Here is a 21,001-nt window from a genome sequence, read left to right as displayed (position 1 = left end):
CTCAGAACTCCGCGCCGATGCTCAGGCCGATGGTGAACGAGGAATCGGGATCGTCGAGACCGCGGGCGATGTCGAGCTTGAGCGGGCCGACCGGCGACTTGTAGCGTGCGCCGATGCCCACGCCGGTGCGCCAGTCCGGCGAGGTGCCGTCGAACGCGTCGCCGCTGTCGACGAACACCGCCGCACCGATGGTCTGGGTGAAGTAGCGCTCGAACTCGACGCTGGCGGTGACCACGTTCTTGGCGCCCAGCGCGTAGGCCTTGCGGCCATCGCGCGCGGGGATGCGCGGGCCGACCTCGCGCCAGTCGTAGCCTCGGATGCTGCGGTCGCCGCCGGCGTAGAAGCGCAGGCTCGGCGGCATCGCGACCAGCGCGTCGGTGAAGGTGTGGCCGAGCTCGCCACGCACGATCAGCCGGCTCGAATCGCCGATGCCGCGGAACCAGCTCGCGCGCGCGTGCAGCTGCGCGAACGTCGCATCCGAGGCCGCGCCCTCGACGCCGCCGCGCAGCGTCATCGAGCCGCCGATGCCGGCGGTGGGGAACAGCCGGTCGTCGACGTCGATGTACTCGGCGCGCAGCGAGGGATAGGCGAACGTCGCATAGCGGTACAGCGCGCCGGCGAACTCGTCGCCCGGATCGACCGGGTTGTCGGGATCCTCCTCGGGTGCGTACGCCCAGCGCTCGCGCAGCAGGTGCATCGAGGCGACCAGGTTCAGGCGCTCGTTGTACTGGCCGCTGCGGCTGCCGACCAGTTCCACGCGGCGGGTGTCGACGTAGTCGGTCTGCTCGTCGGCGGCCTGCAGGCTGGCGGTGTACCAGCCGTCGAGCCAGGCGAACGCGGGCACGCGGTACTGCACGGTCAGCGTCTTGCGACGCTGCGCGTAGTCGATCTGCGCCAGCGCCTTGTGGCCGCGCATGTTGACGTAGCGGCGCTCGACGCCGAGCCGGATGCCCGCGCCGCTGTCGGTGCCGTAGCTCAGGCCCGAGGTGTAGATGCTGCGCTTGGCCGGAGTCAGCGAGACCTGGATCGGCACCTCGCGCTCGGCGTTCGCGTCCTCGACCATCGGCTCGATGTCGATCGTCGAGAAGTAGTCGAGCCGCGTCAGCGACGTACGCAGGCGGTCGAGGCGGCCCTGGTGGTAGTAGCTGCCCTCGTCCCAGTAGACGAGCCGCTCGAGCAGCTCGTCGTTGACCACGCGCTCGGGCGACTGCGAGAACGTCGTCGGGCCCATGTTGTAGCGCTCGCCGCTGGTCCACACCAGGTCGATGTCGGCGGCGTGATCGGCGCGCGTGATCTCGACCCGGCGCGATGCGAATTCGGCGTCGAAGTAGCCGCGCTCGGCCAGGCGGCGGCTGAGCCGGTTGCGGCTGCCGTCGTAGTCGGGGTGGTGGAACACGCCGCCCTCGCCGGGCACGAAGTTCGCCAGGTCGCGCGCCAGGTAGCGGTCCTGGCCGCCGGCGCCGATGATCGCGATGTCGCGGTTGCGCACGCGCACCGGCTGGCCCGGATCGACGACGATGCGCACCGCGACCGCGCCGTCCTCGCGATCGCGCTGCACGTCGATGCTGGGCGAGTAGTAGCCGAACGGCTCGAGCGCCTTGCGCGTCTGGTTCTCGGCCTCTCGGATCAGGTAGCCCAGGCGGCGCCCGGAGACCTCCTTGCCGATCGCGTCGTGCAGCGCCAGCGACACGCGCACGTTCTCGGTCATCTCCTCGTCGAGGCCGGAGATCTCCACGCGATCGACGCGTGCGGCCTGCGCCGCGGCCGACGAGAACACGAGGACGGCGGCGGCGAGGCACAACGGGATGCGGGGCATCCGGCGAGGATACCCGGTGCGCGTCAAGAGTCGATTAACGCGCCGGTCATTCCGGAAGAACGCGCGCCCGTACGCCGTTCCGCGCACCCGACCCCGTGCGACACCCCTTGTAGGAGCGCGCTCGCGCGCGAGGGCCGTCCCCAGGAAAACGCCGCCGCGCCGATGACATCCACGGAAAACGCCCTCGCGCGAGCGCGCTCCTACAGGTGCAGGGGCGCCACCGCGAGCGAGGGCGCCCTTGTGCAGCGCGTCAGCTCGACAGGTGCTCGATCGCCGCGACGCTGCCCAGCCGCTCCGACAGCCCGCGCAGCAGCGCCAGGCGGTTGGCGCGCAGCGCGGCGTCGTCGGCGTTGACCATCACCGCGTCGAAGAACGCATCGACCTGCGGGCGCAGCCGCGCCAGCCGCGTCAGCGCCGCGACGTAGTCGCCGTTGGCGAGCACCGGCGCGGTCTCGCCGTGCGCGGCCGCGACCGCCTCGGCCAACGCCGCCTCGGCCGGCTCGCGCAGCAGCGCTGCGTCCACCGCGTCGGGGATCGCGACGTCGGCCTTGCGCAGGATGTTGCGGATGCGCTTGTCGGCCGCGGCCAGCGCCGCGGCTTCGGGCAGCTGCGCGAACGTGCCGATCGCATCGATGCGGCGGTCCAGGTCGTACAGCGAGGCCGGGCGCAGCGCGGCAACCGCGGCGAACTGCGCGCCCGGCACGCCGCGGTCGGCGTAGTAGCCCTTCAGGCGGTCGAGCAGGAAGTCGTAGAGCTCGCCCGCGTCGGCGGACGCGGTGGCGCCGTCCTTGCCGGCCGGCAGCGCGCCGACGCGCGCGACGGCGGCGGCGAGCAGCCGGTGCAGGTCGAGGTCGAACCCACTCTCGATCAGCGTGCGCGCCAGGCCCAGCGCGTTGCGGCGCAGCGCGAACGGGTCCTTGTTGCCGGTCGGCTTGAGGCCCGCGGCGAAACCGCCGGCCAATGTATCCAGGCGTTCGGCGATCGCCAGCACCTTGCCCAGCGGCGACAGCGCGATGTCGTCACCGGCGAAGCGCGGCTGCCAGGCCTCGTCGAGCGCGTTCGCGAGCGCGGCGCGGTCGTCGTCGGACAAGCCGGCCAACGCCGGGTCGCGCTGCGCGTAGTAACGGCCGGCGATGCCCTGCAGCTCGGGGAACTCGCCGACCATGCGCGACTGCAGGTCGGCCTTCGACAGCCGCGCGGCCTGCCCGGCCAGGTCGGCGTCGACGCCGACCTGCGGCGCGATCGCCTGCGCCAGCGCGGCCACGCGCGCGACCTTGTCGGCGACGCTGCCCAGCTTCGCCTGGTAGGTCACCGTCGCCAGGCCGTCGTTCATCGCCGACAGGCCCTGGCGCAGGTCCTCGTCGAAGAAGAACTTGGCGTCGGCGAAGCGCGGGCGGATCACGCGCTCGTAGCCCTTGGCGACCTCGGCCGGGTCCTTGGATTCGATGTTGGCGATGGCGATGAAATGCTCGGTCAGCCGGCCCTCGCGCAGCACCGGGAAGAACTTCTGGTTCGCCTCCATCGTCGCGATCAGCGCCTCCTGCGGCACCGCGAGGAACTCGGCCTCGAACGCGCACGACACCGCGCTCGGCCACTCGACCAGGCAGTTGACCTGCTCGAGGTTGTCGGCTTCGATCCGCGCCTGGCCGCCGGCCGCGCGCGCCGCGGCCTCGACCGCGTCGACGATCGCCCGGCGACGGGCCTCGGGATCGACCAGCACCTTCGCCGCGCGCAGCGCCTCGACGTAGTCGCCCGGCGCGGCGATCGCCACCGGCGCGTCGTGCATGAAGCGATGACCGCGGCTGTCGCGCCCGGCGCGCACGCCGAACAGCTCGGCGTCCACGACCGTTCCGCCGTGCAGCGCCACCAGCCAGTGCACCGGCCGCGCGAACGCGTGGGCGTGCGCGCCCCAGCGCATCGGCTTGGGAATCGGCATCGCGGCGATCGCCTCGCGTAGGACCTCGGGCAGCAGTGCGGCGGTCGTCGCGCCGGGCGTCGTCGCGCGGTGCACGAAGCGCTCGCCCTTGGCGTCGGTCGTCTTCTCCAGCGCGGTCCAGTCGACGCCGGCCTTCGCGGCGAAGCCCTGCAGCGCCTTCGTCGGCTGGCCGTCGGCATCGAGCGCGATGTTGAGATACGGCCCCAGCACCTCGCTGCGCTGCTCGGGCTGCTCGCTCGCCACGCCCGGCAACAGCACCGCCAGGCGCCGCGGGGTGTACAGCGGCGTCGCATCGCCGCGCGCCACAGTGACGCCGCGCTTGTCCAGCGCCGCGATCACGCCGTCGAAGAACGCCTGCGCCAGGCCGGGCAGGGCCTTGACCGGCAGTTCTTCGGTGCCCAGTTCGATCAGCAGGGGTTGGGTGTCGGTCATGCGGAAGGGCCCTTCATTCTTCGCCCGCCTTGCCCGCCGGTGCGGGGGAGGGCCGTATCGCCCGCCGGACGGCGGGTCATGGAACGTCTTGGCGCGTGGCTGGCCGCGGCGCCGGGCTCAGGCCGCGGCGTCGCGCTTCAGCCCCGGGAACCCCAGCTTCTCGCGCTGCGCGTAGTAGGCCTTCGCGACCGCCTGCGCGAGCGTGCGCACGCGCAGGATGTAGCGCTGGCGCTCGGTGACGCTGATCGCGCGGCGCGCGTCGAGCAGGTTGAAGCTGTGGCTGGCCTTGCAGACCTGCTCGTAGGCCGGCAGCGGCAGGCCGAGCTCGACGAGCTTGAGCGCCTCGGCCTCGCAGCGGTCGAAGCGGTGGAACAGTTCTTCGACGTCGGCATGCTCGAAGTTGTACGTGCTCTGCTCGACCTCGTTCTGGTGGTAGACGTCGCGGTAGGTCACCGGCGTGCCGTCGGGGCCGTGCGTCCAGACGATGTCGAACACGTTGTCGACGTTCTGCAGGTACATGCACAGCCGCTCGAGGCCGTAGGTGATCTCGCCCAGCACCGGGCGGCATTCCAGCCCGCCGGCCTGCTGGAAGTAGGTGAACTGGGTCACCTCCATGCCGTTGAGCCAGACCTCCCAGCCCAGGCCCCAGGCGCCGAGCGTCGGCGATTCCCAGTTGTCCTCGACCAGGCGCAGGTCGTGCACCTGCGGGTCGATGCCCAGCTCGCGCAGCGAGCCGAAGTACAGCTCGACGATGTTGTCGGGATTGGGCTTGAGCGCGACCTGGTACTGGTAGTAGCGCTGCAGGCGGTTGGGGTTGTCGCCGTAGCGGCCGTCGGTGGGGCGGCGGCAGGGCTGGACGTACGCGGCGTTCCACGGCTCGGGGCCGAGCGCGCGCAGGAACGTGGCCGGGTGGAACGTGCCCGCGCCGACCTCCAGGTCCAGCGGCTGGATCAGCACGCAGCCCTGGCGGGCCCAGTAGGCGTTGAGCGTGAGGATCAGCTCCTGGAACGTCGGTCCGGTCATCGGAAAAGGGCGTGGGCGGCGGCGCGCTAGTATAGCCGTCCACGCCATGCCGCCCGCCGCGCCAGGCGGCTGCGGCCACGGAGGAGCAGGCTTGAACGAACCCCCGATGCCGCAGCCTCCCGGCCCGCACGCGACCGGCGCGTCCGTCGCGCGGCTGCCGCCCGGGCGGCTGACGTTGGAGCCGGTCGTCGCCGCGCTGGTCGCCGACGGGCTGCTGGCGCCGGCCGACGCCGAGCGCGCACGCGTGGGCGGACGCGCGACCCGCGGCCTCGATGCGGTGCATCCGCTGGTGCTGCTGGCCAACCTCAAGCTGCCCTCGGCGCTGCGCCCGGGGCGCGAGCTGGGCCTGGAAGCGCTGACCGAGTGGCTGGCGCGGCGCACCGGCCACGCCTACCTGCGCATCGACCCGACGAAGATCGTCGTCGCCGAGGTCACCGAGCTGGTCTCGCACGCGTACGCGCGCCGGCACCGCATCCTGCCGGTCGAGGTCACGCCCGAGCGCGCGCGCATCGCGACCAGCGAGCCGCTGGCGCTCGACTGGCTGCCCGACATCCAGCGCCTGCTGCGGCGCGAGATCGACCTGGTCGTCGCCAACCCGCTCGATCTGCACCGCTACACGATGGAGTTCTTCGGCGTCACGCGCTCGGTGCGCGGCGCGCGCGACCTGCGCGAGGGCGGCGGCAGCGCGCCGTCGTTCGAGCAGCTGGTCGAGCTCGGCCGCTCGGGCGACGTCAACGCCGACGACCAGCATATCGTGCACATCGTCGACTGGCTGCTGCAGTACGCCTACGAGCAGCGCGCGTCGGACATCCATCTGGAGCCGCGCCGCGACGTCGGCCGCGTGCGCTTCCGCATCGACGGCGTGCTGCACAAGGTGTTCGAGATGCCGCCGCCGGTGATGACCGCGGCGGTGAGCCGGATCAAGGTGCTCGGGCGCATGGACCTGGCCGAGCGCCGGCGGCCCCAGGACGGCCGCATCAAGACCCGCTCGCCGGGCGGGCGCGAGGTGGAGATGCGGCTGTCGACGATGCCCACCGCGTTCGGCGAGAAGTGCGTGATGCGCATCTTCGATCCCGACACTGCGTTCAAGCCGATCGCGCAGCTGGGCTTCGACGCCGGCGAGGCGTCGGCGTGGAACGACCTGGTGCAGCGGCCGCACGGCATCGTGCTGGTCACCGGCCCGACCGGCTCGGGCAAGACGACGACGCTGTACTCGACGCTGCGCGCGCTGGCCACGCCCGACGTCAACGTGTGCACGGTCGAGGACCCGATCGAGATGGTCGCCGTCGAGCTCAACCAGATGCAGGTGCACGCCGCGATCGACCTGACCTTCGCCCAGGGCGTGCGCACGCTGCTGCGCCAGGACCCGGACATCATCATGATCGGCGAGATCCGCGACCTCGACACCGCGCAGATGGCGGTGCAGGCCTCGCTGACGGGCCACCTGGTGCTCTCAACGCTGCACACCAACGACGCGCCGTCGGCGGTCACGCGGCTGCTCGACCTGGGGCTGCCGCACTACCTGATCGCATCCACGCTCAACGGCGTACTCGCCCAGCGCCTGGTGCGCACGCTGTGCCCGCACTGCCGGACCGCGCGCGCGGTCGACCCGGAGGGCTGGCGCGCGCTGGTCGGCCCCGACGGCCCGCCGCCGCCGGCGCAGGCCTGCGGCCCGGTTGGCTGCCTGGAATGCCGCAACACCGGCTACCTGGGCCGCGTGGGCATCTACGAGCTGATGCCGGTGACGCCGGCGCTGCGCGCGAAGATCCAGCCGGACATGGAACTGGCCGGCTTCGCCCGCGCCGCGGTCGGTAGCGGCCTGCGCACGCTGCGCATGGCTGCCGCCGAGAAGGTGGCGCAGGGCCTGACGACGGTCGAGGAAGTGATGACCGTGCTGCCGCCGCGCGAGTGACGGCGCGCCGTATCCGGAATGCCTTCGACCTGTAGGCGCGCGCTCGCGCGCGATGACGCTTTCCCCGGAACGCCCGATCGCGCGTCCCCGAAAAGGGGATGCAAGCACAAGCGCGCTCCTACACAAGCGCGGACTCGCTACGCACGTGCCGGGAACGCGGCGCAGGGCCTGCGAGGCCCCCGGGCACGCGCCTGCCCCGTAGGCGCGCGCTGGCGCGCGATGAGGCTTTCCCTGGAACGCCCCGTCGCGCGCGAGCGCGCTCCTACGAAAGGGCCGACGGGCTACGCTTCGGCGTCTTCCCACCACCGTGATCGCCATGCCGCTTGACCGCCCGTTCCTGATCCTCGAGACCGGCCAGCCGGTTCCGTCGATGCGCCGCCACGGCGGCTTCCCGCACTGGATCCGTGTGGCCGCGGGACTGGCGCGCGACGAGGTCGAGATCGTCGACGTCGAGGGCGGCGCGCCGTTGCCGGCGCCCGGCGCGCACCGGGCCGTGATCGTCACCGGCTCGGGCGCGATGGTCACCGACCGCGCCGACTGGAGCGAGCGCAGCGCCGGCTGGCTGCGTGACGCGGCGCATGCCGGCGTGCCGCTGCTGGGCATCTGCTACGGCCACCAGCTGATCGCGCACGCGCTCGGCGGCGAGGCCGGCGCCAACCCGCGCGGACGCGAGATGGGCACGGTGGAGATCGAGACGCTCCCGGCCGCGGCCGACGACCCGCTGTTCCGCGACCTGCCGCCGCGCTTCGCCGCGCAGGCCACGCACCTGCAGAGCGCACTGGGGCTGCCCGACGGCGCCGTGGCGCTGGCCCGCTCGGCGCTCGAGCCGCATCACGCCTTCCGCTGGGGCGACCGGGTATGGGGCCTGCAGTTCCACCCCGAGTTCAGCGCCACGCACATGCGCGGCTACATCCGCGCGCGGGCGGAGGCGCTGCGCGCCGAGGCGGCCGATCCGGCGGCGATGCTGGCCGCGGTCCGGGCTGCACCGCATGCGCGCCGCGTGCTGCGACGGTTCGCGGCCGCCTGGCGTGGCCCGGCGCGGGCGTCCGCGCGGACCGGGTAGCCGTCCCGGCGGGCGGCGCCGGCGGATGCGCCCGGCACGCCGCGCGCATCGGCACTGCAGTACGATGGCCGCCCTCGTGGCGTCCGCCACGTGCGCAACGGGAAACAGCGGCGATGACGATTCGGAGCGTGGGGGCCGGCCACGGCTGGCAATGGCTGGTGCAGGCGGTCAACGTCGGCCGCGGCAATCCCCGGGCGGTCTACGGCGCGGTGGCGATCGTGTCGCTGCTCGCGCTGCTGCCCAGCGTGCTGCAGCTGGTGCTGCAGGTCGTGCTCGGGCTCGATGCGCAGTCGCAGCTGATGGTCGTCGGCGCGATGTCGCTGGTCTCGATCCTGGTCTACCCGCTGCTGATCGGCGGCGTGCTGCGTGTCATCGATGCCGTCGAACACGGCCGGCCCGCACGGCCGGGCGACATGTTCTCCGTCTTCTCGGCCGGTGCCGGCCGCCTGGTCGGATTCGGCGCGCTGATGGGCGCGCTGTACATCGCGACCTTCTACGCGCTGGTCAGCCTGTTCGGCGAAGGCGTGCCCGAGTGGTACATGGAGATCATGACGATCACCCAGGAGATGGGCGCCAGCCAGACGCCGCCGTCCGCGCCGCCGGCGCTGCCGATGCCGCCGGCCGGGATCGGTCCGCTGATGGCGCTCGGCCTGCTGTTCGGCGTGTTCTACGCGACCGTCTACGCGATCGGCCTGGGACAGGTCGCGCTGGGCGGGCGCCGCGTGCTCGCCGCCTTCGGCGACGGGCTCGCCGCGACGCTCAGGAACGTGCTGCCGGTGCTGGTGATCGCCGCGCTGGCGATGGCCGGCGGCTTCGCGCTGATGCTGGCGTTCGGCCTGGTCGCCTCGCTGGTGACCATCGTCGCCGGCCTGCTGCACCCGGCGCTGGGCGCGTTCGTCGTGCTGCCGATGTACCTGGTGCTGCTGCTGGTGCTGTACGTGGTGATGTTCGGCGCGATCTACTTCATGTGGCGCGACATCTGCGGCGACGCCGCGACGCCGGCCGGTCCGGCGCCGGGCGCCACGATCGAGCTGTAGGCCGCCGCGGACGGCGTTCGCTCACAGGCCCAGCGTCGCGTCCAGCGCGGCGGCGACGCTGCGGTCGACGATGCGCATCAGCCAGGCCAGCAGCAGGAAGCAGGCCGGCAGCTGCAGCGCCAGCCACAGCCGGGCCGGCATCGGGATCGGTCGCGTATCGACGCGGACCACGCGGGTGCCGGCGATGCGGTCGTGCAGCGCCTGGTGACGCGGCGCGTGCGCGGCCAGCACATGCCCCACGTTGAGGCTGGCCCACGACAGCAGGCCTGCCGCCTGGCGCAGCGCCGCGCGCACGTAGCCCGGGGGCAGGCCGTCGTCGTCGACCACGCGCAGGCCGAGCAGGCGCTTGCCGGGCGTGGCCTGCCAGCGCGATCCCTCGAACGCAGCGAACCACGCCAGCGACAGCAGCGCGAACGCCAGCGTCGGCGGCACCAGCACCGCGACCAGTGCGACCGCCAGCTGGCCGACCGCGGCGTGCAGCCCCGGATCGGCCAGCCAGGCCTGCGCCAGCGCCGCCGGCGCGGCGCCGCGCTCGGCGGCCTCGGCCATCGTGGCCGCCATCGAGAGGCTCATCGCGTCGAGCGCCTCGCCGCAGGCGGCCAGGCCCGCGCACAGGCGGCGGTGCAGCAGCGCGACGACGAGCAGGGCGAGGATGGCCGCGTCCAGCGACCAGGCCGCATAGCGGCGCGGCAGCGACGTCGGCGCGCCCGGCGTCATGCGCGGTCGCGCAACGGTCCGGGCTTGGGCGCCAGCAGCCGCGCGGCGATGATGCCCGCCTCGTAGAGCAGGCACATCGGGACGGCCAGCATCAGCTGCGAGACCACGTCGGGCGGAGTGATCACCGCCGCCAGCACGAACACGCCGACGACCGCGTAGCCGCGCGCCTCGCGCAACTGGTCGGTGGTCACCCAGCCCAGCAGCACCAGGATCACCAGCGCGACCGGCAGCTCGAAGCTCAGGCCGAACGCCAGGAAGATCACCAGCACGAAGTTCAGGTAGGCGTTGATGTCGGTCATCATCGCCACGCCGTCGGGGGTCACCAGCGTCAGGAACCGGAACACCGACGGCAGCACGAAGAAGAACGCGAACGCGCAGCCGATGTAGAACAGCGCCACGGCCGAGGCCAGCAGCGGCAACGCGAGGCGCTTCTCGCGCTTGTACAGGCCCGGCGCGACGAATGCCCAGGCCTGGTACAGCAGCCAGGGCATCGTCGCCACCAGCGCGGTGAAGAACGCGAGCTTGAGCGGCGCGAAGAACGGCGAGGCGACCTCGACGGCGATCAGGTGCGCGCCGTCGGGCAGCTTGTCGAGCAGCGGCTGGGCGAGCAGCCCGTACAGACGATTGGCGAACGGCAGCAGCGCCACCAGCACGATGCCGGTGCCGGCCAGGCCCCGCATCAGCCGCATGCGCAGTTCGATCAGGTGATCGACCAGGCGGCCTTCGCCGGTATCGTCGTCAGCGTGGCGCGCCATCGCCGGCCTCCTGCGGGACACGGGGCGGCGACGTCGGGTCGGCCGCGATCGCGCCCGGCGGCAGCGTCGCGGCGCCGGTCACGTCGGCCGGCGCGGTCGCGTCGTCGGTCGCGGGGCGTTCGGTGCCCGGCATGCGACGGGCCTCGTCGGCCAGCTCGGCGGCGCCGCGACGGACGGCGTCGAACTCGTCGCGCACCCTGGTCTGGGCATCGCGCAGCTGGGTACCCACGTCCTCGATCGAGCGCTGCGCATCCTGCACGCTGCGCTTGAGTTCCTCGGCCTCGAGCTCGCGCTCGAGCTCCGACTTGACCGAGTGCCACTGGGTGCGCGCGCGGCGGACCCACAACCCGGCGAAGCGCGCCGCCTTGGGCAACCGCTCGGGGCCGAGCACGATCAACGCGACGAGCGCGACGATCAGTAGCTCGCCGGAACTGAAGCCGAACATCGAAGTGCGCGTCCTCGCGCGTCAGCGCGGGACGTTGTCGTCGCGACGCACGCGGTCGGACGTGGATTCCGAGTCCCTGGAGCGGTCGTCGAGGCGCTCGGGCGGCACGTTGTCGTCGTGCATGCCCTTCTTGAAGCCCTTGACCGCCTCGCCGAGGTCGCGCCCTGCGCCGCGCAGCCGCTTGGTGCCGAACACCAGCAGGACGACGAGCAGGACGATGAGCCAATGCCAGATGCTGAAACTGCCCATGGCGGGACCGGTCTGATTCGAATGGACGGCTAGGATACCGCACCGGCCATGCCGGCCGGCCTCACGCGCGCTTGCGCCGCAGGCCGGTTCAGCCCTCGGGCAGCGGTTCCACCTGGGCCGGCTGGTCGTTCACGGTCTCGAACGGCTGCGGCACCGGATCGCCGGTCTGCACCGGCACCGTCGTGGTCGCCGGCACGCCCTGCACCGGTGGCACGGGCTGCGCGGTGGCGGGCGCGACCGCGCTGCCGCCACGGGCCACGCGCGCGGTGGCGCTGGCCTCCTCGAGACGGTCGCGGAAATCGACGACCGGGCCCGACGGAGCCTGGCCGGGACGGTTCTCCAGGATCGCGCGCGGAGTCGTGGTCTCGCCGTAGACGGCCATGTTGGCGTCGTCGTCGATCGACAGCACGGCGCCGTCGAGCGCGACGCCGGCGAACAGGCCGCGGGCGCGCGACCACGACCAGATCTCGGCCTTGAGCTGGCCGTCGGTCAGCGCCGCCGCGTTGCGGCCGACCGGGCCGGCGGCCACGCCCGCATCGGCGCCGAGCGTGAACTTGCCGTTGACGATCGACTCGAGGCTGCGCTCGTTGCGGAACACCAGCACCACGTCCGAGGACTGCACGCCGGCCTGGAAGCCGATGCTGCCGCCGGTCAGCTTCACGAACGCCGGGTTCGACCAGGTGCCGTCGGGGGTGCGTACCGACAGCAGGCCGTGGCCGCGGCGGCCGCCGATGACCAGGCCGGCCTTGACGGTGTCGGGGATCACGATGATCGCGCGGGCCTCGTCGAGCAGTTTGTCGGGGATGCCCGATTCGGGGATCGCCTGGATCTCGTTGAGCACGCGGACCGCATTCTGCGCGCGCGCATCCTCCCGCGGGCCGGCGAACGCGGGGCCGGCGACGAGCGCGGCGGCGAGGCCGGCGACCAGCAGGGAACGACGCGGGGACAGGCGCATGGAAGACTCCGGCAAGGACGGGGCGGCCGCGCACGCGGCGTGCGGCACGACCGGTTCAGGCTAGTGACGCCGCAATGAATCGTCCATGAGTTCGACCGGTGGCGCGCCGGCTGCCATTGCGGCGGTCCGCCTGCCATCCTATGCGGATGTCCGACACCCCGCTTCCGCCAGGCGCCGCGCCGGCCGCCACCGCCGTGCTGATCGTCAACCTCGGCACGCCCGATGCGCCCACCGCCGATGCGGTGCGCGCGTACCTGGACGAATTCCTGTCCGACCCCCGCGTCGTGCGCCTGCCGCGCTGGCTGTGGCTGCCGCTGCTGCGCCGGGTGGTGCTGCCGCGGCGCTCGCCGAAGGTCGCGCACAAGTACGCCGAGATCTGGCTCGATGGCGGCTCGCCGCTCGCGGTGTACACGCGTCGGCTCGCCGAGGCCGTCGACGCGCGGATGCCGCAGGTGCGCGTGGTCCACGCGATGCGCTACGGCCGGCCGCCGCTGGCGCCGGCGATGCGCGCGCTGGCCGCCGAGGGCGTGCGCCGGATCCTGGTGCTGCCGCTGTATCCGCAGTACTCGACGACGACCACCGCCTCGGTCGCCGACCGGATCGCCGAAACGCCCATCGACGGCGTCGAGGTCCGCATGATCGAGGACTACGCCCGCGATGCCGGCTGGCTGCAGGCGCTGGCCGGCTCGGTCCGCGAACACCGCGCCGCGCACGGCCGCGGCGAGGTGCTGCTGTGCTCGTTCCACGGCATCCCGCAGCGCATCGTCGACCAGGGCGATCCCTATGCCGAACGCTGCGAGGCGACGTTCGCCGGGCTGGTCGAGGTGCTCGGCGAGGACGCCGGCGACTGCCGCATGGCCTACCAGTCGCGCTTTGGCGCCGGCAAATGGCTGCAGCCGGCGACCGACGCGACCCTGGTCGAGATGGCCAAGGCCGGCGTGCGCGAGGTCGACGTGTTGTGCCCGGGCTTTCCGGCCGACTGCCTGGAGACGCTCGAGGAGATCGCGATGCAGAACGCCGAACTGTTCCGCGCCAACGGCGGCACCCGGCTGCGCTACATCCCCTGCCTCAACGACGCGCCCGCGCACGCCGACGCGATGGCGGCGTTGCTGCGCCGCGAACTGGACGCGTGGACGTGAGCGGGACGGACTTCTCGCTGGAGATCGGCATCGGGACGGTCCGCGGGCTGCGCTTCGGCGCGCCCGGCGGTCGCCGGGTCCTGGCGCTGCACGGCTGGCTCGACAATGCCGCGAGCTTCGGGCCGCTCGCCGCGCACCTGCACGGGCTGGACCTCGTCGCGCCGGACCTGCCCGGCCACGGCCGCAGCGTGCACATGCCGCCGGGCACCGACTACACCTTCGTCGGCGCGGTGCACCAGGTGCTCGACATCGCCGATGCGCTGCACTGGGACCGCTTCGCGCTGCTGGGCCATTCGATGGGCGCCGGCATCGCCAGCCTGGTCGCCGCCGCATGCCCGGACCGGGTCGAGCGGCTGGTCGCGGTCGAGGCGCTCGGCGCGCTGCCCGAGACCGAAGACAACACCGTGGTCCGGCTGCGCGACGCGGTGACGTCCGCGCGCGGCCTGGGTGAGCGCCCGCTGCGGGTGTTCCCCGATCTCGAAGCGCCGGTGCGCGCGCGCATGCGGGTCAACGGGCTTTCCGAGGACGCTGCGCGCCGGCTGGTCGAGCGCGGCGTGCGCGCGGTCGACGGCGGCCACGTGTGGTGCAGCGATCCGCGGCTGACCGTGCCGACCGCGGTGCGGATGACGCCCGGCCAGGTCGACGCGCTCGTGGCCGGCATCGAATGCCCGACCCGGGTGATCTACGCCGACCCGCCGCAGGACTACCTGCCCGAGCCCGACCGCAGCCGCCGCGCCCGCCTGCTGCCCGACGGCGACCTGGTCGTGATCGCCGGCGGCCACCACCTGCACATGGAACAGCCCGAGGCGGTCGCTGCGGCGATCGGGGATTTCCTGCGGCGTTGATGCGTCGCGGCGTCGGTCCGCGCGTGTCGGTACATCGCGCCGTCCGTCCCCGGGATGATGCGATGCGGTGCCTGGCCGCAGTCGGGCATTCGATCGCGCGCGTCAGCCCGACAGCAGCGCGTGCAGCGCGCCCTTGAGCCGGCGTCCCTCGCTGCGGAAGTAGTCGCGCGCGCGCCGCCATTCGGGACAGCGCGCCTCGACCTCGCGCCAGAACGCGCGCGAGTGGTCGGCATGCACCAGGTGGCAGAGCTCGTGCACGAGCACGTATTCGAACGCGGACGGCGTGCCGAGCACCAGCGCCAGGTCCAGCGCAAGCGTGCCGTCGGGCGCCAGCGAGCCCCATTGCGAGGACATCGGCCGGATCCGGATCCGCGACGGCGTACGCGGCAGGCCGGGCAGGTAGCCGGGCAGCCAGCGGGCGACGTCGGCGCGCGCCTGGGCCTCGTAGAACTCGCGCAGCGCGCGCTGCAGCGCCGCCGGGCCGGCCTGCGCGGGCGCGGCGAACACCAGTCGCCCGTCGTCCGGGCGCACATGGGCGAACCGCCCGGGCTGCCAGTCCACCGCCAGCAGCGCGCCGCGCAGCGGCAGGTGCGTGGTGAGGTCGCGGCGCAGCGGCGGCGTCTGCCCGTGTTCGGCCAGCTGCGCGGCGAGCCAGTCGCGATGCTGGTGCACGAACGCCTCGCCTGCGGCGAGGCTGGCGCGCAGCGGAAGCGTCAGCCGCGCGCCGCGTTCGCTCACGCTCAGGCGGATGCGGCGCGCGCGCGGGTCGCGCACGCGCAGCACCTCGATCCGGCGGCCGTCGTCGAGCCGCACGTCGAGCGTGTCGCGCCGCACCGGCGCGGGGGCCGGGGGCGACGAGAGCAGACGCGAGGAGGACGGCATGCGGCGATTGTAAGGCGCGCGCGCGGCGCGCCCGCGCTCACTCGACCTTCGACAGCTTGAACGCGCCCTCGAGCACCTTGAACAGCCGCTTGAACTCGCCGCGCATCAGCGCGAAACGCGCGTCGAGCTCGGCCTGGCGGTCGTCGGCGTCGGTGTGCTCGAGCGTGTCGAGCGCGCCGTCGAGCAACTTGAACTTGCGCACGATCAGGTCCTCGCCGAGCACGAACTCGATCTGGTCGTCGAGCGTGAGCGCCAGCTTGGTCACCTGCTTGCCGGCGTCGAGGTGGCGGGTGATCTCCTCGCACTGCAGGTCCTGGCGCTGGCACTTGACGATCGCGCCCTGGTCGGACGGATCCTTGAGCTCGCACTCCTCGCCCAGCGCCAGGCCGTCGGGCAGCGGCTCGCCGGCGATCCAGCCGGTCATCACCGCGCGCGGCGAGGTCTCGGCGTTGAGCGGCAGCGCCGGGAAGCTGCCCATCGCGGTGCGCACCTGGCTGACCACGTTCTCGGCGCTCTTGCGGCTGGAGGTGTTGACCGCGATCACGCCCAGTTCCAGGTCGATCAGCGCGTCCGAGCGCACCGGGCGCACGAACGCGCGCGGCAGCAGCTCCTGCAGGATGTCGTCCTTCATCTGCTTGCGCATCTTGCCGCCGGGCTTGCGCGCGTTCTTTTCCTCGTACTCCTCGATGCGGATGGCCAGAAACTCATTGACCACCGCGCCGGGCAGGATCTTCTCCTGGCCGCCGACTGCCAGCCAGATGCCGTCCTCCATGCGATGGGTCAGCGTGTCGGCCTCGCGGCCCAGCGCGGGCACGAAGCCGTGCGTGGACATCTCCAGCGGGCCGACGTCGCGCAGGCGGAACTCGCCGAACTGGGTCTCCAGCTCGGACACGTCGAGGGTGGTGGGAAAGCGGAACAGGGTCAGATTCTTGAAGAACATCGAAAGGCCGTGATTGGGGGATTCGGGAGTCGGGGAACGGCAGCGTCCCTCCCGCGCGGGGAGAGGGGAGGCAACGACGGCTCAGTCGCGCGCGTCGTGCGGCGCGCCGGCCAGCCAGTCGTGCGCGTCGGGCAGGGCGGGCCCGCGGCTGCCCAGCGACAGGAAGTCGAACAGCTTCGGATCGCTGAGCTGCGAGGGGCGGATGTCGCCGAGCGCGCGTGCGATGGTCTCGATGCGGCCGGGGTGCGACTTCTCCCACTGCGCCATCATCAGCCCGACCTGCTTGCGCTGCAGATTCTCCTGCGAGCCGCACAGATTGCACGGGATGATCGGAAACGCCTTGGCGTCGGCATAGGCCACGATGTCGGCCTCGGCGACGTAGGCCAGCGGGCGGATCACGACGTGCTTGCCGTCGTCGCTGCGCAGCTTGGGCGGCATGCCGCTGAGCTTGGCGTGGAAGAACAGGTTGAGGAAGAACGTCGCCACCAGGTCGTCGCGGTGGTGGCCGAGCGCGATCTTGGTGAAGCCGTTGGCTTCGGCGTACGTGTACAGCGCGCCGCGGCGCAGCCGCGAGCACAGCGAGCACATCGTCTTGCCTTCGGGGACCACCCGGCTGACGACCGAGTAGGTGTCCTGCTCGATGATGTGGAAATCCACGCCGAGCGTGCGCAGGTAGTCGGGCAGGACGTGCTCGGGAAAGCCGGGCTGCTTCTGGTCGAGGTTGACTGCGGTGATCGAGAACGACACCGGTGCCCGGGCCTGCAACTGCAGCAGCACGTCGAGCAGCGTGTAGCTGTCCTTGCCGCCCGACAGGCAGACCATCACCTTGTCGCCGTCCTCGATCATGCCGAAGTCGGCGATCGCGCGCCCCACTTGGTGGCGCAGGCGCTTGCCCAGCTTCTGGGTCTCGAGCGCGGCGCGGCGCGGGTCGCGCGCGCGGGGCAGGGGTTCGGGCAGGGGCAGGACGATGCTCATCGCGCATAGTCTAACGGGGCCCGTCCCAGCGGCTGCGACGCACGTTCAGCGCGCGTGGCGCGGCCGGCCGGGCACCGGACCTATACTGCCCGCCCACGGCGCCGCCCGCGCCGTCCCTGGAGCGCCGCCGACGTGAACCGCTGAGCCGACATCCGATCCGCCGTCCTCCTCGCGAGGGCGCCCATCGCGTCTGCCTGCAGGTCACGTCATGCCGTCTGTTCCACCCCCGGGCCCCGCCCCGTCGGATGCGCCCACGCCGTCCTCCGAACTCCTGCACGCCCGCGACCTGACGGCGACGCTCGCCGACGGGCGGGTGCTCTACGCCGGTCTTGCGTTGCGGCTGCCCACCGGTCCGAGCGCGCTGGTCGGCGACAACGGCGGCGGCAAGTCGACGCTGCTGCGCCAGCTCGCCGGCGACCGGTCGCCCGAAGGCGGCGAAGTCCGCTGCGCCTCGCGCCTGGCCTGGCTGCCGCAGGTGCCGGCGACGCTGCCGCCGCGCGCGATCGACCTGCTCGGCGACGGGCCGCGCCTGGATGCGCTGCGCCGCGTGCTGGCCGGCGACGGCAGCGCCGAGGATCTCGTGCGCGTCGGCGAGGACTGGGCGCTGGAGGCGACGTGGCGCGGTCGCCTCGACGCGCTCGGCCTGTCGGGCATCGGCCTGGACGACGATCCGGCGCGGCTGTCGGGCGGCGAGCGCCAGCAACTGCGGCTGCTGGCGATCGCGCATTCGGCGGCGCCGGTGCTGTTGCTCGACGAGCCGAGCACGTTCCTCGACGCCGAGGCCTCGGCGCACTGGTGCGAAGCGTTCGCGCGCCGGGCCGGTGCGGTGCTCGTGGCGACCCACGATCCGGCCTGGCTGCAGGCGATGCCGCGGTTGTTCGAACTGCGTGGCGGCGCGCTGCACCGCATCGACGGCGGGCTCGCGACCTGGCGCGCGCTGCGCGCCGAGCGCCTGCGCCAGGGCGAGGCCGCGCTGCTGCAGGCCCGGGTCGACCGCACGCGTGCGCAGCAGGCGGTCGCGCACGCGCGCCAGCGGCTCGACCGGCGCCAGGCCCGCGGACGCCGCGCAGGCCGCGACGCGAACCAGTCGCCGCTGCTGCTCGATCGCCTCGCCGACAACGCCGAACGCGGTCAGGGACGGCGGCGGGCCGCGCTCGCGCAGCGGCTGGAGACCGGCGAGCAGGCGGTGCGCGTCGCGTTCGATGCGCTGGATGCGCCCGCGGCGCCACAGTTCGTGCAGGCGGCGGTCGCGCTGCCGCCCGGTCGGCGCGTGTTGACGTTCGCGCAGGCGCATCCGACCTGCACGACGCCGGCCGCGGCGCTCGACTGGCAGGCCGCCGGCGCGGTGCGGATCGGACTGTCCGGTCGCAACGGCAGCGGCAAGACCACGCTGCTGCGGGCCATCCTCGGCCAGGGCGCGCTCGCCGCCGGCACGGTCCGTGCGCACGTGCGGGCGCAGAGGCTCGACCCGCATCTGGACGGGCTGCCGGGCGAGGCCTGCGCGCTCGACTGGCTGCAGGCCGCCATGCCCGGCGAGCCGCGCGCGGCGATCGCGACCCGGCTGGCGTTGCTGGGACTGGGTCGCGGCCACGTCGCGTGGCCGATGCGCACGCTCTCGGGCGGCGAGCGGATGCGCGTGGCGATCGCCGTGGCCGCGTGGGCGCGCCCGGCCGCGCCGCTGCTGCTGCTCGACGAGCCGGCCACCCATCTCGATCTGGCGAGCGTCGATGCGCTCGCCGCATTGCTGCGCGCGTGGCCCGGCGCGCTGCTCGTCGTGTCCCACGATGCCGGTCTGCTCGAGGCGATCGGGCTCGACGTCCGCCTGCGGCTGGACGCGGACGGGCTGCGCCTGCGCCATGCATGAGGCCGTCGTCGGGACCCGCCCGGCGACGACCCGCGGATCGGTGCGCCCGCATGCCTGCAGGCCCGCGAGCGCGCGCCGAGCGCGGCCGCGACCGCTTCGGGTAAGCTGGATCCATGGCCTTCGAGCGCCCCGACGACAGCCCCGCCCAGCGTCTCGTCGCCCTGCGCGGCGAGCACCGCGACCTCGATGCGGTGATCGACCGGCTGCAGTGCGATCCGCGGCACGACGAACTGATGCTCAAGCGCCTGAAGAAGCGCAAGCTGGCGCTGCGCGATGCGATCGCGCAGCTCGAGTCGTCGCTGATCCCCGACGAGCCGGCCTGAGCGCGCCGGCGCGGGCGCCGCGTCACCAGTTCAGCACGTAACCCACGCCGCGCACCGCGCGCAGCGGCAGTTCGGCCCCGGTGCGTGTCCGGCATTTGCGCCGCAGCCGGTAGACGAGGACTTCCAGACGGTGCGGATCGAACGTGTGCACGTCGTCGGCGAGGCCGGCGATCAACGCCTCGCGGCGCACCGGGCGGCCCGGGCACCGCGCCAGCGGACGCAGGACCTGCTGCTCGGCGAGCGTGAGTTCGATCGCGCGCCCGTCGGGCAGCAGGATGTTCCAGCCGCGCGCGTCGAGCCGCCAGCCACAACCCGTGTCGTGCGGCATCGCCGGCGCCTCGGGCGCGTGCGTGGCCGCCGTCCCGGTCGCCGCGCGGCGAGCGCGGACGTCATTGCCGGGGGGCGACGCCGGTGCGGGTCCGTCGGACGACGCGGCAGCGGCGTCCATCGGTGCGGCACACGATACGGGGTCCGCGCTGTCGAACAGATGCGGAATGCGCAGCTCGCGGCCATCGTCGAGGTGCAGCAGCAGGCCATCGCCGACGCGCTCGAAGCGTCCGGTGGCGTCCGGGGCGAGCTCGTGCATCGCGATGCGCGGTCGCTCGACGACGATGCCGCGGGCCGCGGTCGGCAGGACGGGGGCGGGAGGCGGGTGCGCGGGAGGCGGGTGCGGGGGGTCGATCGGCATGCGGCATCTAGGAAAAGGCGAAAGGTCCGATGCGGGCCGCACGCGCTGCGGTGCGTGCCCGCGGCGCCGCCGCATCGCACCGCCCGCATGCGCGGATGGCCGCGTGCGTCGGCTCCTTTCCTCCTGTATCGCGGTTCGGCCGTCCGACAGGACACGGCGACCGCGTGCGTCGGCTCCTTTCCTCCTGTATCGCGGTTCGGTCGTCCGACAGGACACGGCGACCGGGTGCGGCGTGCTTGCGTCAGCGACGCGCGTCGGTCGTCCGCGGCGGCGCGGCGATGCCGGGCATGCCCAGCTCCGCCTGCAGGAACGCCCGGGCCTTGCGCCAGTCGCGGCGGACCGTGCGTTCGGTCACGCCCAGCAGCGAGGCGATCTCCGCTTCGCCGAGCCCGCCGAAGTAGCGCAGCTCGACGACGCGCGCCAGCCGCCGGTCGAGGCGTTCGAGCGCCTGGAGCGCGCCGTGGATGCTCAGCAGCCGGTCGAGCTCGACCGGGCCCGGCACCGCATCGCGCTCGTCGTCGGTCGAGACGACCAGCAGATGCCGGCCGCGCTTGCCGGCCATCGCGCGTCGCGCCTGGTCGACCAGCACGAAGCGCATCGCGCGGGCCAGCAGCGCGACCAGGTGCGCCCTGGACGTGGCGGGGATGTCCGCACGCGCCAGCCTGATCCAGGTCTCGCTGATCAACGACGTCGGCGAGTGCGAGGCGATCGCCTGACGGCGGATCTCCGACCGGGCGATGCGATGCAGGTCGTCGTACAGCAGGCGATAGATCTCGTCCCACGCGGCGTCGTGTCCGTCGCCGGCCTGATCGAGCAGGCGTGCGACCGCGACGGCCAGCGCATCGCCGCCGGGCGCATCGCCACCGTCGGCTCGTGGCGTCGGGGCGGGTTGCGTCGCATCCATGGGCCGGTTCGCCCTCCGTCCTTTCCTGCGCATGCGCGGGCGAGGCATGCTAGTCCATCCCTGCCGCCCCGGCACATGCGAGGGAGTCATGCCCCCGACAT

The 21,001-nt window shown here is 73.2% G+C and carries 20 protein-coding genes; 7 read left to right on the top strand and 13 right to left on the bottom strand.

Annotation, left to right across the window (positions count from 1 at the left end):
* Position 1: 1 nt before the first annotated feature.
* From WQ56_RS09125 to glyQ, 3 genes are all read right to left on the bottom strand, one after another.
* A complete protein-coding gene (locus WQ56_RS09125) occupies positions 2–1,816 on the bottom strand; it encodes an autotransporter assembly complex family protein (protein ID WP_082132310.1) in 1,815 nt (604 codons plus the stop codon).
* Between the two features lie 250 nt (positions 1,817–2,066).
* Positions 2,067–4,184, bottom strand: coding sequence for a glycine--tRNA ligase subunit beta (glyS, locus tag WQ56_RS09120; RefSeq protein WP_047136778.1), 2,118 nt, complete (start codon positions 4,182–4,184; stop codon positions 2,067–2,069).
* Between the two features lie 117 nt (positions 4,185–4,301).
* Positions 4,302–5,207 carry a glycine--tRNA ligase subunit alpha gene (gene glyQ / locus WQ56_RS09115; RefSeq protein WP_156170479.1) on the bottom strand — a complete coding sequence of 302 codons (906 nt, stop codon included), beginning with the start codon at positions 5,205–5,207 and terminating at the stop codon, positions 4,302–4,304.
* 106 nt (positions 5,208–5,313) lie between these two features.
* Here glyQ and WQ56_RS09110 point away from each other — a divergent pair, with 106 nt between their 5' ends.
* The 3 genes from WQ56_RS09110 (at position 5,314) to WQ56_RS09100 (ending at position 9,219) form a co-directional block, all read left to right on the top strand.
* Positions 5,314–7,119, top strand: a complete 1,806-nt coding sequence (locus tag WQ56_RS09110) for a GspE/PulE family protein (protein WP_047136776.1) — start codon at positions 5,314–5,316, stop codon at positions 7,117–7,119.
* 316 nt (positions 7,120–7,435) lie between these two features.
* Entirely contained in the window at positions 7,436–8,182 is a 747-nt protein-coding gene (locus tag WQ56_RS09105) for a glutamine amidotransferase (protein WP_047136775.1), read from the top strand.
* Between the two features lie 113 nt (positions 8,183–8,295).
* On the top strand, positions 8,296–9,219 hold the full coding sequence (locus WQ56_RS09100; protein ID WP_156170477.1) for a hypothetical protein: 924 nt from the start codon (positions 8,296–8,298) through the stop codon (positions 9,217–9,219).
* A gap of 21 nt (positions 9,220–9,240) precedes the next feature.
* Here the strand turns inward: WQ56_RS09100 and WQ56_RS17725 are convergent, their stop codons facing one another.
* The 5 genes from WQ56_RS17725 to WQ56_RS09075 form a co-directional block, all read right to left on the bottom strand.
* Positions 9,241–9,936 (bottom strand): RDD family protein, encoded by a 696-nt coding sequence (locus WQ56_RS17725; protein ID WP_052772937.1) that lies wholly within the window; start codon positions 9,934–9,936, stop codon positions 9,241–9,243.
* A complete protein-coding gene (gene tatC / locus WQ56_RS09090; protein WP_047136773.1) occupies positions 9,933–10,691 on the bottom strand; it encodes a twin-arginine translocase subunit TatC in 759 nt (252 codons plus the stop codon). The genes WQ56_RS17725 and tatC overlap by 4 nt, the downstream gene beginning before the upstream one ends.
* The gene (tatB, locus tag WQ56_RS09085) at positions 10,675–11,136 is read right to left on the bottom strand and encodes a Sec-independent protein translocase protein TatB (RefSeq protein WP_052772936.1); all 462 of its coding nucleotides are present in this window, start codon (positions 11,134–11,136) and stop codon (positions 10,675–10,677) included. Before tatB ends, tatC begins: the two co-directional genes overlap by 17 nt.
* A 21-nt stretch (positions 11,137–11,157) precedes the next feature.
* Positions 11,158–11,385, bottom strand: a complete 228-nt coding sequence (tatA, locus tag WQ56_RS09080; RefSeq protein WP_047136772.1) for a Sec-independent protein translocase subunit TatA — start codon at positions 11,383–11,385, stop codon at positions 11,158–11,160.
* 88 nt (positions 11,386–11,473) lie between these two features.
* A complete protein-coding gene (locus WQ56_RS09075) occupies positions 11,474–12,340 on the bottom strand; it encodes a lipid-binding SYLF domain-containing protein (RefSeq protein ID WP_047136771.1) in 867 nt (288 codons plus the stop codon).
* Between the two features lie 146 nt (positions 12,341–12,486).
* Here WQ56_RS09075 and hemH point away from each other — a divergent pair, with 146 nt between their 5' ends.
* Positions 12,487–13,479 (top strand): ferrochelatase, encoded by a 993-nt coding sequence (hemH, locus tag WQ56_RS09070; RefSeq protein ID WP_047136770.1) that lies wholly within the window; start codon positions 12,487–12,489, stop codon positions 13,477–13,479.
* Positions 13,476–14,324 (top strand): alpha/beta hydrolase, encoded by an 849-nt coding sequence (locus WQ56_RS09065; protein WP_047136845.1) that lies wholly within the window; start codon positions 13,476–13,478, stop codon positions 14,322–14,324. The genes hemH and WQ56_RS09065 overlap by 4 nt, the downstream gene beginning before the upstream one ends.
* A 102-nt stretch (positions 14,325–14,426) precedes the next feature.
* On the opposite strand, the gene WQ56_RS09060 is transcribed toward WQ56_RS09065, so the two are convergent.
* The 3 genes from WQ56_RS09060 to ttcA form a co-directional block, all read right to left on the bottom strand.
* Complete coding sequence (locus WQ56_RS09060) at positions 14,427–15,206, bottom strand: SprT family zinc-dependent metalloprotease (protein WP_047136769.1); 780 nt, start codon at positions 15,204–15,206, stop codon at positions 14,427–14,429.
* A 37-nt stretch (positions 15,207–15,243) separates the two neighbouring features.
* The gene (locus WQ56_RS09055) at positions 15,244–16,146 is read right to left on the bottom strand and encodes a recombination-associated protein RdgC (protein ID WP_047136768.1); all 903 of its coding nucleotides are present in this window, start codon (positions 16,144–16,146) and stop codon (positions 15,244–15,246) included.
* A gap of 81 nt (positions 16,147–16,227) precedes the next feature.
* Positions 16,228–17,121, bottom strand: a complete 894-nt coding sequence (gene ttcA, locus WQ56_RS09050) for a tRNA 2-thiocytidine(32) synthetase TtcA (protein WP_082132309.1) — start codon at positions 17,119–17,121, stop codon at positions 16,228–16,230.
* A gap of 208 nt (positions 17,122–17,329) precedes the next feature.
* Here ttcA and WQ56_RS09045 point away from each other — a divergent pair, with 208 nt between their 5' ends.
* Together WQ56_RS09045 and WQ56_RS09040 are read left to right on the top strand one after the other, a co-directional pair.
* Complete coding sequence (locus tag WQ56_RS09045) at positions 17,330–18,985, top strand: ATP-binding cassette domain-containing protein (RefSeq protein WP_052772935.1); 1,656 nt, start codon at positions 17,330–17,332, stop codon at positions 18,983–18,985.
* Positions 18,986–19,098: 113 nt separating this feature from the next.
* Positions 19,099–19,308 (top strand): YdcH family protein, encoded by a 210-nt coding sequence (locus tag WQ56_RS09040; RefSeq protein ID WP_047136767.1) that lies wholly within the window; start codon positions 19,099–19,101, stop codon positions 19,306–19,308.
* A gap of 22 nt (positions 19,309–19,330) precedes the next feature.
* Here WQ56_RS09040 and WQ56_RS17720 read toward each other — a convergent pair whose 3' ends face one another.
* Positions 19,331–19,996, bottom strand: a complete 666-nt coding sequence (locus tag WQ56_RS17720; RefSeq protein ID WP_052772934.1) for a helix-turn-helix domain-containing protein — start codon at positions 19,994–19,996, stop codon at positions 19,331–19,333.
* A gap of 241 nt (positions 19,997–20,237) precedes the next feature.
* Positions 20,238–20,900, bottom strand: coding sequence for an ECF-type sigma factor (locus WQ56_RS09030; protein WP_052772933.1), 663 nt, complete (start codon positions 20,898–20,900; stop codon positions 20,238–20,240).
* Positions 20,901–21,001 lie beyond the last annotated feature (101 nt).

Source organism: Luteimonas sp. FCS-9, assembly GCF_001014645.1.
Classification (GTDB): domain Bacteria; phylum Pseudomonadota; class Gammaproteobacteria; order Xanthomonadales; family Xanthomonadaceae; genus Luteimonas.
Note: the sequence above shows the minus strand (reverse complement) of the source record. Positions and strands in the feature narration are given on the sequence as shown.

Coding starts and splice junctions, on each gene's coding strand:
- WQ56_RS09125 (WP_082132310.1), bottom strand. CDS start 1,816: ATGCCCCGCATCCCGTTGTGCCTCGCCGCCGCCGTCCTCGTGTTCTCG.
- glyS (WP_047136778.1), bottom strand. CDS start 4,184: ATGACCGACACCCAACCCCTGCTGATCGAACTGGGCACCGAAGAACTG.
- glyQ (WP_156170479.1), bottom strand. CDS start 5,207: ATGACCGGACCGACGTTCCAGGAGCTGATCCTCACGCTCAACGCCTAC.
- WQ56_RS09110 (WP_047136776.1), top strand. CDS start 5,314: ATGCCGCAGCCTCCCGGCCCGCACGCGACCGGCGCGTCCGTCGCGCGG.
- WQ56_RS09105 (WP_047136775.1), top strand. CDS start 7,436: ATGCCGCTTGACCGCCCGTTCCTGATCCTCGAGACCGGCCAGCCGGTT.
- WQ56_RS09100 (WP_156170477.1), top strand. CDS start 8,296: ATGACGATTCGGAGCGTGGGGGCCGGCCACGGCTGGCAATGGCTGGTG.
- WQ56_RS17725 (WP_052772937.1), bottom strand. CDS start 9,936: ATGACGCCGGGCGCGCCGACGTCGCTGCCGCGCCGCTATGCGGCCTGG.
- tatC (WP_047136773.1), bottom strand. CDS start 10,691: ATGGCGCGCCACGCTGACGACGATACCGGCGAAGGCCGCCTGGTCGAT.
- tatB (WP_052772936.1), bottom strand. CDS start 11,136: ATGTTCGGCTTCAGTTCCGGCGAGCTACTGATCGTCGCGCTCGTCGCG.
- tatA (WP_047136772.1), bottom strand. CDS start 11,385: ATGGGCAGTTTCAGCATCTGGCATTGGCTCATCGTCCTGCTCGTCGTC.
- WQ56_RS09075 (WP_047136771.1), bottom strand. CDS start 12,340: ATGCGCCTGTCCCCGCGTCGTTCCCTGCTGGTCGCCGGCCTCGCCGCC.
- hemH (WP_047136770.1), top strand. CDS start 12,487: ATGTCCGACACCCCGCTTCCGCCAGGCGCCGCGCCGGCCGCCACCGCC.
- WQ56_RS09060 (WP_047136769.1), bottom strand. CDS start 15,206: ATGCCGTCCTCCTCGCGTCTGCTCTCGTCGCCCCCGGCCCCCGCGCCG.
- WQ56_RS09055 (WP_047136768.1), bottom strand. CDS start 16,146: ATGTTCTTCAAGAATCTGACCCTGTTCCGCTTTCCCACCACCCTCGAC.
- ttcA (WP_082132309.1), bottom strand. CDS start 17,121: ATGAGCATCGTCCTGCCCCTGCCCGAACCCCTGCCCCGCGCGCGCGAC.
- WQ56_RS09045 (WP_052772935.1), top strand. CDS start 17,330: ATGCCGTCTGTTCCACCCCCGGGCCCCGCCCCGTCGGATGCGCCCACG.
- WQ56_RS09040 (WP_047136767.1), top strand. CDS start 19,099: ATGGCCTTCGAGCGCCCCGACGACAGCCCCGCCCAGCGTCTCGTCGCC.
- WQ56_RS17720 (WP_052772934.1), bottom strand. CDS start 19,996: ATGCCGATCGACCCCCCGCACCCGCCTCCCGCGCACCCGCCTCCCGCC.
- WQ56_RS09030 (WP_052772933.1), bottom strand. CDS start 20,900: ATGGATGCGACGCAACCCGCCCCGACGCCACGAGCCGACGGTGGCGAT.